Source organism: Vibrio lentus, assembly GCF_002875945.1.
Taxonomy (GTDB): Bacteria; Pseudomonadota; Gammaproteobacteria; order Enterobacterales; family Vibrionaceae; genus Vibrio; species Vibrio apostichopi.
The window spans coordinates 23,302-35,508 of sequence record NZ_MCZK01000141.1 but is presented as its reverse complement, the minus strand read 5'-3'; the positions used below and the strand labels follow the sequence as shown (position 1 = coordinate 35,508).

The window sequence follows — 12,207 nt, the reverse complement described above, 5'->3', positions numbered from 1 at the left end:
TGTTAGTCTACTGCAGGCTACGAACTACCAGAGAAACAGAATGACGTATTATAAAACAAATCTGCCTCCTTTTTCTATAGCAATGTGTAGAGCTACTTTTAAAACTGTCGCTAAGTTTATCGGCATTTTGTCAATATTGTTTAGTTTTTTTGTACAAGCTGCGACTCCAGAACAAATTGAAATGATTCAGTCTGCGGCGGAACAACACATCCTTGAGACCATTGACCAGCCTCGAGGTGGCGAACTCTTTGTTAATGCAGCAAATATTGACTCAAGAGTAAAAGCAACAGATTGCCCAATCCCTCTTGAAACCAGCGCTTCAACCACGACAAATACCCGCAGTAGCATTACGGTTTTAGTGCAATGTATACCGGATGAGTGGCGGATTTACGTACCTGTTCGACTCTCAATGTCGGTGCCGCTCGTTACCACCACTCGTTCTTTAGCAAGAGGCGAGATCGTCGGTCAATACGATGTCACCACCGCCATGATTTCGCTTAACAAGTTTCGTCGTCAAGGGTTCACTCTTCCCAAGCAAGTCATCGGCGCTAAAGTAAAAAAGAACCTAAGACCGGGTGACGTTGTCGAAAGAGGCGATATCTGTGTCGTATGTCGAAACGAGAAGGTTATCATACAGGCAGTAAAAGGTGGCATGACCATTACCACCAAGGGTACTGCGTTAACTGATGGCTCAATGGGCGATCAAGTAAGAGTGAAAAATGACAAATCTCAGCGTATAATCGAAGGTATTGTTACCAACATGTCTGAAGTCACGGTTTACTTTTAACGCTTTACTTCTAAATGGGTGATAATCGTTAGTGATTTTAATCTCAATTCTAACGCTGAATATTACGGCTGCGGTGTTTTGCCCCTTTTCGACTATTGGGCTAAAAATTGCTAAAGTAATCGAACCCTTGGTCGATATTGACTGTACAGGTTCCCATTTTTGAAGAAAAAGGCTTAACTATGGCAGGCATCGATAATATTCGTTCAGGGCAAACCCTAACGACCACAAACCGATCAGCAGCGCGCTCTGATTCTAGCTCTCAGGCATCACGTTCTGATGTTGCAGCTAAATCACCGACAAGCAAAGACGCGGTTTCACTGAGTCAACAAAGCAAAGCAATTGGCCAACTCCAACAAGATATGGCAGCACAACCAAGCTTTGACACCGTAAAAGTTGCAGCGATCAAAGAAGCGATTGCGAACGGTTCATACACTGTCGACCCAGAAAAACTGGCTGACAACATGATCAAGTTCGAGAATGAGTTAAAAGGTCTTTAAGCGATAGATCCCTAATTCAAGCTATCTCCACTTAAAGAACACCAAGGTTTTAGTAGGATAACGTTATGGCGGCACTAGCAGATTTAGTTAATTTCCAACTTCAAAATGCCAAAGCCCTATCTGATCTATTAGATTCAGAGAAAACCGCTATTACTAGCCGAAAATCGACCGACATTGAACGCATCGCTAAAGAGAAAGTTGTCCTAGTTGAACAATTAAGAACAACCGATCAACGAATCGAAGCGCATAGCAATATCTCCGAACTGACCGAGAACCCAGATCTGGCTCAGTTAGTTAAAACCATCAAATCTATTGTGTACGATTGCCATCAAGCCAACCTTGTTAATGGTGAAGCCTTGAATCGAGCACACCTCAGCTTTAAAAAACTCAGCAATATGATGCAGCAAAGCCACGGAAAAATCGGCATGACCTACAATGCCGGTGGTCAAACGCATACGATTTCTACGCTTGGTACCAACGTTAAAGCCTAATCAAGCTACCAGCCTTCTCTATTCTCTATTCTCTAGCCAGTACCGTAATTCAACCCGCACCTTTCGCAACACCCATTTCTACTTATCCACTTCCCTACTCAACTTATATTTCTTACAAGACCTAGATTCCACACCCAACCTGTAAATACAAAAAAGCGGCAAGTATTTTCATACTTGCCGCTTTTACATTCACTGTCGTTATTTTTTGCCGCCCTGCCATCTGGAAAGCGAGGGCAACTTATACGACTCGTCGGTCATATAACTTAAATGGTCATAAAGACTAGAACAGCGTTTGTTGTCTCTTCTCTGGCACAGCTTGAACTTCGCCGTAATCGCGCAACTGTTCCATCTTACGAATATCGAGCTGAAGTTCGGTCACGTAACTATCGCCAACTGGGTAACTGCGCACCACTTCCGCACCACGAATCACACCGTCGACAGCTCCTGTCGTTCGTTCGGTACCCAAGCGTTGATCTGATAGTTCAGCTCGACCACTCACTCGCATGCCATACACTTGCTCAGCAAGTTCACGGTAAGCATCAATTTTAGATGCTCGCATAGCACGGATGCGTTTTTCTTCGTCGTTACGGCCTGATTGCTCACTGATACTTGCGTAACCAACAGCAACTAAAAAGTCGTCTGGTCGCATACTTTGCAATGGCTGGCAGCCAACAAGCAGTAAGGCAGCAACAACAAATATTAACTTCTTCATCACGAACTCCTAAGGGCGAAGAATAACAGTGTATGGCTGAGTCATCGTTGGATCAGAACGAATGATGACGCCATCTTGAGTTCGAATACTGTTCAGAGTATCTAAGTCACGGCCGATACGGTCTGCAGGCAAGAAGCCTTGCGCAGAAGCAACCACAATGCGGGTTTGCATGCCCACCACGCGAGCATTAACAAGCACACCGCCCTCTTGGCGTAGCATCGTACCCGTTAGCACGTATTGCACGTCTTGTTCCTGTGCGAGGTCTTTCCAATCACGGCTTAACGCGAAGTCACCTTGGTGAGTCACTTGAATAGAGCCCGTTGTTTTGAAATCAACGACCTTAAAGCCACGACGCTGAAACTGGTGAATGAAGCCTTCTGAAACGGAATTACCTAGCCAGTTTGTTGTGTCCATATGTTGCAGGTCAACAAACGAAGTAATCGCAATTGGAGTTCTCGCTGAAATACTCGTATTCGAAATGATCAGATCTTCAGTCATACTTTCCACGAAAAAATCCATGGTATGACGAGGGCTGTCCATCAACATAAACTGACTGCCTGAATACTCAGACTTGCCGTTATAGATGGGCGAATAAGCACATGATGTCATCAACATGACACTCATTACTACGAGCCAGTTTTTCATTCTCTTATCTCCAGATATATTTAGTGCTACCTGTTCCAATATGTTCTCACCATTATTCTTTTCAATGGATTACAATGTTGGAACAGTCTTTGCTTTTCATTAATGGTTCAGATTAAGAAAAACGCACTTAAGTCAGCTTCAAGCTTATAGTTATTTGTTAAGCAATATTTATACCCAACTGGTAACGAATAGATGAAAAAAATAATATCTTACTTATTTTCAATAAGTTCACTGATAACCATAAGCTTCAGTGCTCATGCCTCTTGGTATGAAGTTACCGGTACAGCAGCCATCGTATCGTCGGAAGAAAGCGCACGCATCCACGCGCTGGAAGACGCTGTATATAAAGCGGTGCAGTTCTCAGGTGCTGATATTGGTAGTATCTCCAACCTCACGCCCTATCTAGATTCGAGTAAAAAAGAATTCCAGTTTACCAACCATGAAGTGCGCTACATCTTGGTTCAGAAAGAGAAAACTCGTGGTGGCAATTTAATGATCACCGCAAGGATCGACATCTATCCTTCGGCAAATGCTTGCCATGAGAGCCAATACAAAAAGACATTTCTCGTCGGCAATATTGATGTAGCCTCCCCACAGCAAGCCGTTATGGGCAGAATCTATAACATTGGTGATGACTTCAGCCATGTCGTAGACAGACAATTGGCGCAAGAGTCTCGCAGTTTCGTTTCTGTGGGCACAACTGACTTCGACATTGATAAGCGCCAACCAGAAGTGATCAAAATGATTGCCCAAGACACGGGCGCTCAATACATCATTGGTGGCGACATTACCGACTTAACCGCAACGATTGAATCTAAGCTGTTGAAGGACGATGTTATCAACCGACAATTTGCGTTAGAAATGCAAGTCTTTGACGGCAAGACGGGGCATCAGGTGTACAACCGCAGCTATCGTGAAGTGGCTAAGTGGCCATTTGCAAAGACCAGTGAAGTTGATACCCGCAGTGCTCGCTTCTGGGCATCGACCTACGGCAGTATGATGCTGCGCGTCAGTCGTAACATCATGTTGGATCTAGAGTCAGAGGTGTCTTGTAAGATTACCCTTCCAGAGGTTGCCGCTGTATTTGGCAATACGGTGACCATTGACTTAGGGCGAATGCATGGCGTGCAGAAAGGGGACAAACTGCAACTGTGGCATACAGGTTCGTTTATCGACCAGCGAGGTTTACCGCGTAACAAGGTATCTCAAAGTGATATCACACTGACGGTTTCTCGTGTTTATGAAAATGAAGCCGAACTCACGATTGATCAACCTAGCCTAGCTGGAAGCATTCAAATTGGTGATGTGATGCAGAAAATCATGTAGTTAGCGTCACTCCCGTCCCATAGTTTCTAATAAAGCCTTAGCACTTTTGTTAAGGCTTTATTTTTTTCATGATGATTAGTTTCGGTTTTAACGTATTTGTCGTAACCTTATTAATAACATAATCATCATTTAGCAAACTATGAGCCAGAATAATCTGATTGGTGCGACCGGTTATCGATTTATATCGAAAGGCCAAACCGCTTTTAAAATCCACATCCATACTCCTGAAGATACGGTGTTACATCGTTCTGTCGGTTTTGTTCGTATGGGTGAAGACAAAGCACTAAAGAAAACCATCAAGTTAAGAGATGAGCTTGGCAGAAAGCTCTGGGGAAAGTTTTGGCCAAAAGTCCTTAGAGAGCCCTATTTGATGACACGTTTACCGCACAGTTTAGAACCTAAGATAGTATTCAAACCAAACCCTACTCAGACAGATCCTGAACATCGAGATGAATGCTACATCGCTAAGTGGCGCGTATTCTCTGAAAGTGGTGAATACAAATACAGAACCAAAGTATGCTCTATACGCAAACACGGTCGACTCGCGGCCTACAGCCAAACCAAACGAGCGCTGCTTGAAGCTCACAAAGATGTGATTGAGCTGCTTATCTTCATGGGACGACTCAACAGCATCGACCTGAAGTAGTATCAACCTCAGTTAAGAGAATTAGCTAAGAATCAGCTTCCCATATCTATCAAATACAAAAACAGCCGCATTGCGGCTGTTTTGATTTTAGGCTATGTCATCATCGTGCTTTCGCATGTTGCTACATCCTAAATCGACTACCTAGCTTCGGCATATCTCTGCCAGTGTCGTCAATCGACGCTTTGACTCTTTCACATAAGGATTGGTCTGATCCCATGCGTAGCCAGCCAAAATTGAGCACACCATCTGCTTAATCTTCGGGTTGGGATCCTGATAGAAAATCACATCCTGCAAAGTACCTGAGTACCAGCCCTCAACATAAGTTCTAAAGGTATTTACGCCAACCATCAACGGATCGGCATAATCACGATCCCAATCAACCTTCTCTCCATTGAGTTGCTTTTCCACACACTCAACCGCAAACTGAGCCGACTTCATCGCAATTGTCACACCTGATGAAAACACAGGATCAAGGAACTCACCGGCATTGCCCAATAGCGCATACTTGTCTGTTGCAAGGTGTTTTACGTTGGCAGAATAGCCACCGATTTCACCGGCAGGGTTTGGATACTCTGCATTCGCCAATATTTCAGCCAAACCCGGCTCTTCCGTTGCCAGTTGCTTAATCGCGGCAATCTTGTCTTCTGGGTATGACTCAAAGAACTTAGGCTCCCCGACAATACCAAACGAAGACACACCGTTACTAAACGGGATCAACCAATACCAAACATCAGGGTTGGTTGGGTGCACCGAGATCAGAATTTTCTTGCGGTCATATTCAAGGTCGGTATCAACCTCTGAAATATGGTCGTTAATGTGCGTGAAAATAGCTTTGCGTGGAGGAAGCGATGATGGCTCTTCCAAATCAAGCATCTTAGGCAGCACGCGACCAAAGCCACTGCCATCTAGCACATACTGAGCCTCTAGCTGATAGCGTTCTCCATCAAGCACTTGTACGTCTAAAATGGTGCTGTCTTCAGTGAAGTTAATGCCCATCAACTCATGTTGATAATCAATGGCAACACCTTGCGCCTCGGCAGTGTCTGCTAACACCTTATCAAAGGCGCCTCGTTGAACCTGAAACGTGGTTCCCGGCCCAGCAGAGAATTTATCTTCAAAATTAAACGCGGTGTACACGCCATTTTTACGAAAAGCGGCACCATCTTTAAATTGGAAGTTAGCGTCAGCCACCGCTTCGCTCATCCCAGCTTGTTCAATCACTTCCATGCAAGCAGGTAGTAAGCTTTCACCAATAGAAAAGCGCGGGAAAAGGCTCTTTTCAATCACTCGAACATCGATGCCTTTTTTATGAAGCAAAGACGCGGCAATAGACCCTGATGGCCCAGCTCCGATGATCACGACTTGAGTTGACAGTTTTTTCATTAATTTAAGCCATGTTTGTTATTTTTTATTGCGCGCCAGCTTTCAATTCAAGAAGCGTATGACCAAGACCGATATCGTCGGTACGTGTCACCACTTCAAAGCCAGCTTCTTCAACGATCTCTAGGAAATCTTCACTGCGGTAAAAACGGCTGTTGCCGTTGGCCAAGCACGTAAAGTACAGCGAAGTCGCGTTTAAGCTATAAGAAGCCGCATCGTATTTCTGTGCATCCCAAAACAGTTCAAGGATATAGACCGTCGCCTCTTCTGACATATGAGAGCGAACACGCTTTAATATGCTCAGAATTTCCATTGGCGAGAAGCAATCAAGGAACTGGCTCATCCACCACACATCCGCGCCTGTAGGCAACGCTTGTTGTTTGTCGAGCATGTTGGCTGGGAATGGCGTCACTCGGTCTTGATGGCCATGTTGTGTCGCGTTTGCCATTGCCATTTCTAGCTGCTGTGGCAAATCGACAATCGTTATCTCAACATCTGAGTCGTGGTTGCAGCACTGCATTGCCCACTTACCCGTGTTACCGCCAATATCCACCAGCGATTTAGGTTTCTTGCTGAAGACTTTCTCAAGCAAAACAGGGAACGAACGATCGGAATAGAAGTGATCAAACTTGAACCAGCTCTCTTTTGCTTTTTCTGGCAATTGAGACAAGCCTTGGTAAATAGTTTCCCAGTCACCCAACTCTTTTAAACCCGCAGGTGTACCTTCTTCAATCGCTTCCGTTAGGTGCATCATCGCGGCGTAACAAACATCGGCAGTAAAATCCATGTTTGCGTTAGTCATGCCGTCATGCAAAAGATAGAAGCCAAGGTTGGCCATTTTGTAGTTAGGCTTTTCCCACGTAACAATATGAGCACTCAACGCCATATCGAGCAGAACTTTCACGCCGTACTCGGATACACCGGTTATTTCAGAGAGCGTATCTGCAGGTAAACCATCGTTGCGCGCATCATCCAAGGCTTTTAAAATACCTAAATCACGAAGTGTACGAGCAGTATGAAAAACAATCGGAGCGAAAGACAACTTTTGCGCTTCTGTTTTTGCTTCTAATGCATTGAATGGATCTAATTTATATTCCGACACGAAAAACCTAACTTTAAAATAATAGAGGGTTACTCAGCAGCCATTTTTGCAAGCTTACGTTTAATATCAACGTTTAAGTTATTAACCCAGCGGTTGTAATTACGGTGTATTTCACCATCGTCATACTTCAAATTCTCTGATTCAACGTAAAGAATAGAGTAAAACTTGTCACTATAAGGAATTTCAACCACAGCATGGTGCGAGCGAACATACAGCTCTGCACGGATCAAGCCAGGCTTTATTTCTGAAACCAACCAACCTCGATTCTCAGCCGACTCATAAATAGCTGATTTCACCTGTTTGCTTTAAAGATTAAGTGCAACTGGAGTATCCTCAACATTCATTACAGGTTGGACACGTCCACACCCTGCAAGAACGAATATGAATAACATTGAAACGGCTATTTTTAGTAATTTCATTTAGATTCCTTATCTGTGTTTATTTATAAGCACGCGTAGTATTTAGTTAGACCCAAAGCAAATCAATACTCTATGTCAAATCAATCCCAATTAATGTCGTTTAATATTGAGAAATGGTCTGCAAATTCTGCGGGGCTCAATTCTGATGCCGAATGGCAAACATGGAGCAAGAATTTAGATTGGCCACAAGATGGCTCAACTGAATTTAAAGCTATCCCGCCGATGATGCGACGCCGAATGAGCCTGCAAAGCAAGCTTGCCGTCCAAACCGCATTAACGCTATTAAAAGACACCTCGATTGATTATCTGGTTTTTGCAAGCCGACACGGTGAACTGCACCGAACCGCCACATTGATTCAGTCGATATTAGAAGGTGACGATGCCTCGCCAATGGCGTTCTCGCAGTCGGTACACAATACCGCAGCTGGGCTAACCACCATTGCCGCAAAAGCGCCGATTCCATTGACCTCTATTGCAGCTGGGCAAGATACTTTCCATAATGCTCTGATTGAAGCTTATCTTTACCTTCACCAATACCCGTCGCATCGTGTGTTAGTTATCGATTTCGACCAGCCTCTACCTGAGCTCTATCAAGAGTTCGAAACTCAAAGCTATGCCGACTATGCTCTGGGTTTAGTTCTCACAGCAGGCAATGAATACTCGATTTCAAGAGCCGTATCGGTATCAAGAACTGTAACCAGCGAAAGCTCATTAGCTGAATTGCCTCAAGGCCTGCAAACACTGCAGAACATTCTTCAGAATACACAGCATTGGACAATTGCAGGTAAACACCAAGCTTGGACTTGGGTAAATAGCGCGAAAGCTGGAACTCAACAATGAGTAAGGTCGACCAATATTGGCGAGTATTCGCGACAGGCCTCTGCTTTACCATCTTCGGATTAGGAGGCTTAGTGCTTAGCTTCTTGATCTTGCCATCGATCGCCCTCATCACGTCGGATACCATTCAACGAGAGCTTAAGGCTCAACGATTGATTCGCTTTTCATTCAATGCGTTCTGCCAGATCATGAAATTCACAGGCGCTATTGATTACCGAATTGATGGTGCGGAACTACTGCGTGAAGATCGCAACTGCATCATCGTCGCCAATCACCCAAGCTTGATTGACTATGTGCTGATCGCCTCTCAACTTCCTCAATGCGATTGCCTCGTTAAGGCAGCAATATGGGAAAACCCTTTTATGAAGAGGATCGTCAAAGCTGCGGGGTACATACCCAATCAAGCACCTGACGACCTTTTAGAACGCTGTGAAGAACGTTTTTCTCGCGGTAACGTATTGCTTGTTTTCCCCGAAGGCACTCGCACAACGCCCGGAATTGAGCCATCCTTACAACGTGGTGCGGCACAAATTGCCACTCGAACACAAACCGATTTACGTGTAATTCATATTACGGTTTCTCCGTCATTCTTAACCAAAGAGAAAAAATGGTATCAAGTTCCTGCTACGAAACCCTTTTTTCATATCGCGGTGAAAGGTAAAATAGAAGTCGCACCCTTTATTGAAAATTCGAATAACTTAACTTCGGCAGCAAGACGCCTTAATCATCATCTTGCACACACTATTTTCCCTTCCGAAGAAAGTATTTAGCCAATCAATAAACAACAGGCGATATCAGCATTTCGAAAATACATCGCATAATGTAGAATCGCCCCCTTAAAGCAGCATTTAGATAAAGCATTAAGTAGGCCAAAGTGGAAACATTACACAACGAACTGAAACAACTGATCATCGACGCATTGAACCTTGAAGACATGAGCATTGATGAGATTGAAACAGAAGCTCCACTATTTGGTGATGGACTTGGATTAGATTCTATTGATGCGCTAGAGCTTGGCCTTGCTATCAAGAAAAAGTACAACATTGTTATCGATGCCGACGATTCAAACACTCGCCAGCATTTTGCATCGGTAGAAAACCTAGCAAACTACATCTCATCTCAAACGAACAACTAGACAGATCTTTATGACACAAGCTAACCACCAAGAAGTATACAACCAGGTTAAAGATGCGCTTATTGAGCTGTTCGAGCTTGATGCTGAAGATATCACTCCTGAAGCTCACCTTTATCTTGATCTCGACCTAGACAGCATTGATGCGGTTGATTTGGTCGTTCACCTACAGAACGTAACAGGTAAGAAGATCAAACCTGAAGAGTTCAAAGCAGTACGCACCGTTAATGACGTTGTGGAGTCTGTGGCTGAACTATTGAAGGACGCATAATGCGTCCTCTGCTGACTTTACTGTCGGCAATCATACTTTTCACTTATCCAATAGCGGTTTACTTTGGACTCAACAAGTTTGGCCTACAAACCGTTGGTATCGCCTTGGCCGCTATCTTTGCTGTCCGTATTTTTACTGGCGGTCAGGCTAAAATCAAAGAGCTAAAACACTTAGCTTGGATCAGTGGAAGTGCCGGAATTGTTCTGCTGGCACTAGGATTAACCTTCAAGCAGCATGGCTGGTTAACCTATTACCCCGTCATCGTTAATGTTTGTATGTTGGCTGTATTCGCTTCAAGCCTATGGCAACCTCAAACGATTATCGAGCGCCTTGCTCGTCTCCAAGAGCCTGAACTTCCGCAAAGTGGCGTTGATTACACACGAAAAGTCACCAAAGTTTGGTGCCTGTTCTTTGTTGTCAATGGCTCTATCGCCCTTTACACCTGCTTCCAACCTCTTGAAATATGGACCCTATACAATGGCTTACTCAGCTATTTGTTCGCCGGGTTACTTTTTGCAGGAGAGTGGGTAGTAAGACAGCGCATTCGTCAGAGTTAAATTGTTATGACCCAAACCGTCTCTTACACTTCCTTGTCTGAACTTCTCAGCCAGAAAAGATCGCCAGATTCTATTGTCTGCTTTGATGACAATAGCGAGATTACGTGGCAAACATTTAACGACGATTTATCTCGACTCGTACGCTTTTTATCTTCATCCCCTTTTCAACGAGTCGCGATTTATACCCAAGACAGCTACCTATTTTCGGTGGCCTTTTTAGCGTGTGCAGTCAGTCACAAACACATCATCTTACCGGGTAACTACCAACCTTGTGCGCTTGCCGAGCTGAGTGAACATTTTGACTGTCTGCTAGTTGATGACTCGATTGGCGAAGTTGAAGTGAGTGACGTTCGCAATATCCAAACCTTATTGAACTCAAACACCGAAGCGCAAAAGCCTCTAACCGATAATCTTCCAGCCATTGATTTGGCAGCAATCCAATTGACCTTATTTACTTCAGGTTCAAGCGGTACACCGAAGGCAATCAATAAAACACTAGAACACCTAGATATCGAAACAGCTCAGCTAGATAAGAACTGGGGCGAATTACTCAAGAGTAACCGAGTCCAAAGTACCGTCTCGCACCAACATATCTATGGTTTGCTGTTTAGAATCTTATGGCCGCTATGCTCTGGTGTTCCATTTGCTCGAAACAACCTTGAGTACCCAGAACAGATTCTGTCTCACGCCAATAAAAACTGTGTACTGATCAGCAGCCCTGCGCTACTCAAACGATTAAAGCATGAGACCAACAAGGTACAACTTGCAGGAATCTTCTCTTCGGGTGGCCCATTGCCTACCGAGTCGGCTCATCAGTCACGAGATTTACTTGGTCATTTACCTATCGAGGTGTTTGGCAGCACAGAGACTGGCGGTATAGCCTTTCGCCAGCAACAGAGCGCTCAAGCGCCTTGGCAACTTTTTGACTGTATTGAGGCTAGTCTCAACAGTGAGAATTGCATTAAGTTATTGTCGCCCTACATCGATCAGAATAACTGGTACCAAACCGCTGATGAATGCGAAATGGTCTCGGAGAATCAATTCATATTGAAAGGTCGAACTGACCGAGTGATCAAGATAGAAGAAAAACGAGTATCACTGGTTGAAGTCGAAAAGCGACTTGAGCAACTTCCTTGGATAAGCGAGTGTGTCGTCATTCCATTTGAAGAACCGGAACGCTTAATCTTGGCGTCGGTTTTGGTATTATCAGATGAAGGCCAAACGAAACTCGCCACCATGAGTAAAGGTAAATTCTGGTTAATGCTGCGTTCAGAACTTAGAAAATGGTTAGAACCGATCGCTATCCCAAGAAAGTATCGTATTGTTGATGAGATTCCACTCAACAGCCAAGGTAAGCGACTAACCTCTCATATCGAACAGCTAATAAAATCATAGAAACCGCTGA

General features: G+C 44.3%; 15 protein-coding genes and 1 pseudogene. 11 read left to right on the top strand and 5 right to left on the bottom strand.

Going from position 1 to position 12,207, the window contains the following annotated elements; translation table 11 throughout:
- Positions 1-40: 40 nt before the first annotated feature.
- The 3 genes from flgA (at position 41) to BCT49_RS15680 (ending at position 1,775) form a co-directional block, all read left to right on the top strand.
- The gene (gene flgA / locus BCT49_RS15690) at positions 41-787 is read left to right on the top strand and encodes a flagellar basal body P-ring formation chaperone FlgA (RefSeq protein ID WP_102436437.1); all 747 of its coding nucleotides are present in this window, start codon (positions 41-43) and stop codon (positions 785-787) included.
- Positions 788-966: 179 nt separating this feature from the next.
- Positions 967-1,284 (top strand): flagellar biosynthesis anti-sigma factor FlgM, encoded by a 318-nt coding sequence (gene flgM / locus BCT49_RS15685; protein WP_029223448.1) that lies wholly within the window; start codon positions 967-969, stop codon positions 1,282-1,284.
- Between the two features lie 65 nt (positions 1,285-1,349).
- Positions 1,350-1,775 (top strand): flagella synthesis protein FlgN, encoded by a 426-nt coding sequence (locus tag BCT49_RS15680; protein WP_102436435.1) that lies wholly within the window; start codon positions 1,350-1,352, stop codon positions 1,773-1,775.
- 280 nt (positions 1,776-2,055) lie between these two features.
- Here the strand turns inward: BCT49_RS15680 and flgP are convergent, their stop codons facing one another.
- Positions 2,056-2,487, bottom strand: coding sequence for a flagellar assembly lipoprotein FlgP (flgP, locus tag BCT49_RS15675; protein ID WP_102436433.1), 432 nt, complete (start codon positions 2,485-2,487; stop codon positions 2,056-2,058).
- Between the two features lie 9 nt (positions 2,488-2,496).
- A complete protein-coding gene (locus BCT49_RS15670; RefSeq protein ID WP_017106341.1) occupies positions 2,497-3,132 on the bottom strand; it encodes a FlgO family outer membrane protein in 636 nt (211 codons plus the stop codon).
- Between the two features lie 192 nt (positions 3,133-3,324).
- On the opposite strand from BCT49_RS15670, the gene BCT49_RS15665 reads away from it, so the two are divergent.
- On the top strand, positions 3,325-4,458 hold the full coding sequence (locus BCT49_RS15665; RefSeq protein WP_102436431.1) for a flagellar assembly protein FlgT: 1,134 nt from the start codon (positions 3,325-3,327) through the stop codon (positions 4,456-4,458).
- A 139-nt stretch (positions 4,459-4,597) separates the two neighbouring features.
- Positions 4,598-5,104 carry a hypothetical protein gene (locus BCT49_RS15660; RefSeq protein WP_017084506.1) on the top strand — a complete coding sequence of 169 codons (507 nt, stop codon included), beginning with the start codon at positions 4,598-4,600 and terminating at the stop codon, positions 5,102-5,104.
- 141 nt (positions 5,105-5,245) lie between these two features.
- On the opposite strand, the gene BCT49_RS15655 is transcribed toward BCT49_RS15660, so the two are convergent.
- The 3 genes and pseudogenes from BCT49_RS15655 to BCT49_RS15645 form a co-directional block, all read right to left on the bottom strand.
- Positions 5,246-6,487 (bottom strand): NAD(P)/FAD-dependent oxidoreductase, encoded by a 1,242-nt coding sequence (locus BCT49_RS15655; RefSeq protein ID WP_102436429.1) that lies wholly within the window; start codon positions 6,485-6,487, stop codon positions 5,246-5,248.
- A 25-nt stretch (positions 6,488-6,512) separates the two neighbouring features.
- Positions 6,513-7,586: a methyltransferase gene (locus tag BCT49_RS15650; RefSeq protein WP_102436427.1), complete on the bottom strand. Its 1,074-nt coding sequence runs from the start codon at positions 7,584-7,586 to the stop codon at positions 6,513-6,515.
- Positions 7,587-7,615: 29 nt separating this feature from the next.
- A pseudogene (locus BCT49_RS15645) lies at positions 7,616-8,005 on the bottom strand (hypothetical protein).
- 72 nt (positions 8,006-8,077) lie between these two features.
- Here BCT49_RS15645 and BCT49_RS15640 point away from each other — a divergent pair.
- The 6 genes from BCT49_RS15640 (at position 8,078) to BCT49_RS15615 (ending at position 12,197) form a co-directional block, all read left to right on the top strand.
- Positions 8,078-8,845: a beta-ketoacyl synthase chain length factor gene (locus tag BCT49_RS15640; RefSeq protein ID WP_102436425.1), complete on the top strand. Its 768-nt coding sequence runs from the start codon at positions 8,078-8,080 to the stop codon at positions 8,843-8,845.
- Entirely contained in the window at positions 8,842-9,612 is a 771-nt protein-coding gene (locus tag BCT49_RS15635; RefSeq protein WP_102436423.1) for a lysophospholipid acyltransferase family protein, read from the top strand. The genes BCT49_RS15640 and BCT49_RS15635 overlap by 4 nt, the downstream gene beginning before the upstream one ends.
- Positions 9,613-9,716: 104 nt before the next feature.
- Entirely contained in the window at positions 9,717-9,977 is a 261-nt protein-coding gene (locus BCT49_RS15630) for a phosphopantetheine-binding protein (protein ID WP_004736154.1), read from the top strand.
- Positions 9,978-9,987: 10 nt separating this feature from the next.
- A complete protein-coding gene (locus BCT49_RS15625; protein ID WP_017040432.1) occupies positions 9,988-10,245 on the top strand; it encodes an acyl carrier protein in 258 nt (85 codons plus the stop codon).
- Positions 10,245-10,802, top strand: coding sequence for a septation protein IspZ (locus tag BCT49_RS15620; RefSeq protein WP_102436421.1), 558 nt, complete (start codon positions 10,245-10,247; stop codon positions 10,800-10,802). Before BCT49_RS15625 ends, BCT49_RS15620 begins: the two co-directional genes overlap by 1 nt.
- A 6-nt stretch (positions 10,803-10,808) precedes the next feature.
- A complete protein-coding gene (locus tag BCT49_RS15615) occupies positions 10,809-12,197 on the top strand; it encodes an AMP-binding protein (RefSeq protein WP_102436419.1) in 1,389 nt (462 codons plus the stop codon).
- Positions 12,198-12,207: the final 10 nt, after the last annotated feature.

Coding starts and splice junctions, on each gene's coding strand:
- BCT49_RS15670 (WP_017106341.1), bottom strand. CDS start 3,132: ATGAAAAACTGGCTCGTAGTAATGAGTGTCATGTTGATGACATCATGT.
- BCT49_RS15635 (WP_102436423.1), top strand. CDS start 8,842: ATGAGTAAGGTCGACCAATATTGGCGAGTATTCGCGACAGGCCTCTGC.
- flgM (WP_029223448.1), top strand. CDS start 967: ATGGCAGGCATCGATAATATTCGTTCAGGGCAAACCCTAACGACCACA.
- BCT49_RS15680 (WP_102436435.1), top strand. CDS start 1,350: ATGGCGGCACTAGCAGATTTAGTTAATTTCCAACTTCAAAATGCCAAA.
- BCT49_RS15655 (WP_102436429.1), bottom strand. CDS start 6,487: ATGAAAAAACTGTCAACTCAAGTCGTGATCATCGGAGCTGGGCCATCA.
- flgP (WP_102436433.1), bottom strand. CDS start 2,487: ATGAAGAAGTTAATATTTGTTGTTGCTGCCTTACTGCTTGTTGGCTGC.
- BCT49_RS15625 (WP_017040432.1), top strand. CDS start 9,988: ATGACACAAGCTAACCACCAAGAAGTATACAACCAGGTTAAAGATGCG.
- BCT49_RS15620 (WP_102436421.1), top strand. CDS start 10,245: ATGCGTCCTCTGCTGACTTTACTGTCGGCAATCATACTTTTCACTTAT.
- flgA (WP_102436437.1), top strand. CDS start 41: ATGACGTATTATAAAACAAATCTGCCTCCTTTTTCTATAGCAATGTGT.
- BCT49_RS15665 (WP_102436431.1), top strand. CDS start 3,325: ATGAAAAAAATAATATCTTACTTATTTTCAATAAGTTCACTGATAACC.
- BCT49_RS15640 (WP_102436425.1), top strand. CDS start 8,078: ATGTCAAATCAATCCCAATTAATGTCGTTTAATATTGAGAAATGGTCT.
- BCT49_RS15615 (WP_102436419.1), top strand. CDS start 10,809: ATGACCCAAACCGTCTCTTACACTTCCTTGTCTGAACTTCTCAGCCAG.
- BCT49_RS15660 (WP_017084506.1), top strand. CDS start 4,598: ATGAGCCAGAATAATCTGATTGGTGCGACCGGTTATCGATTTATATCG.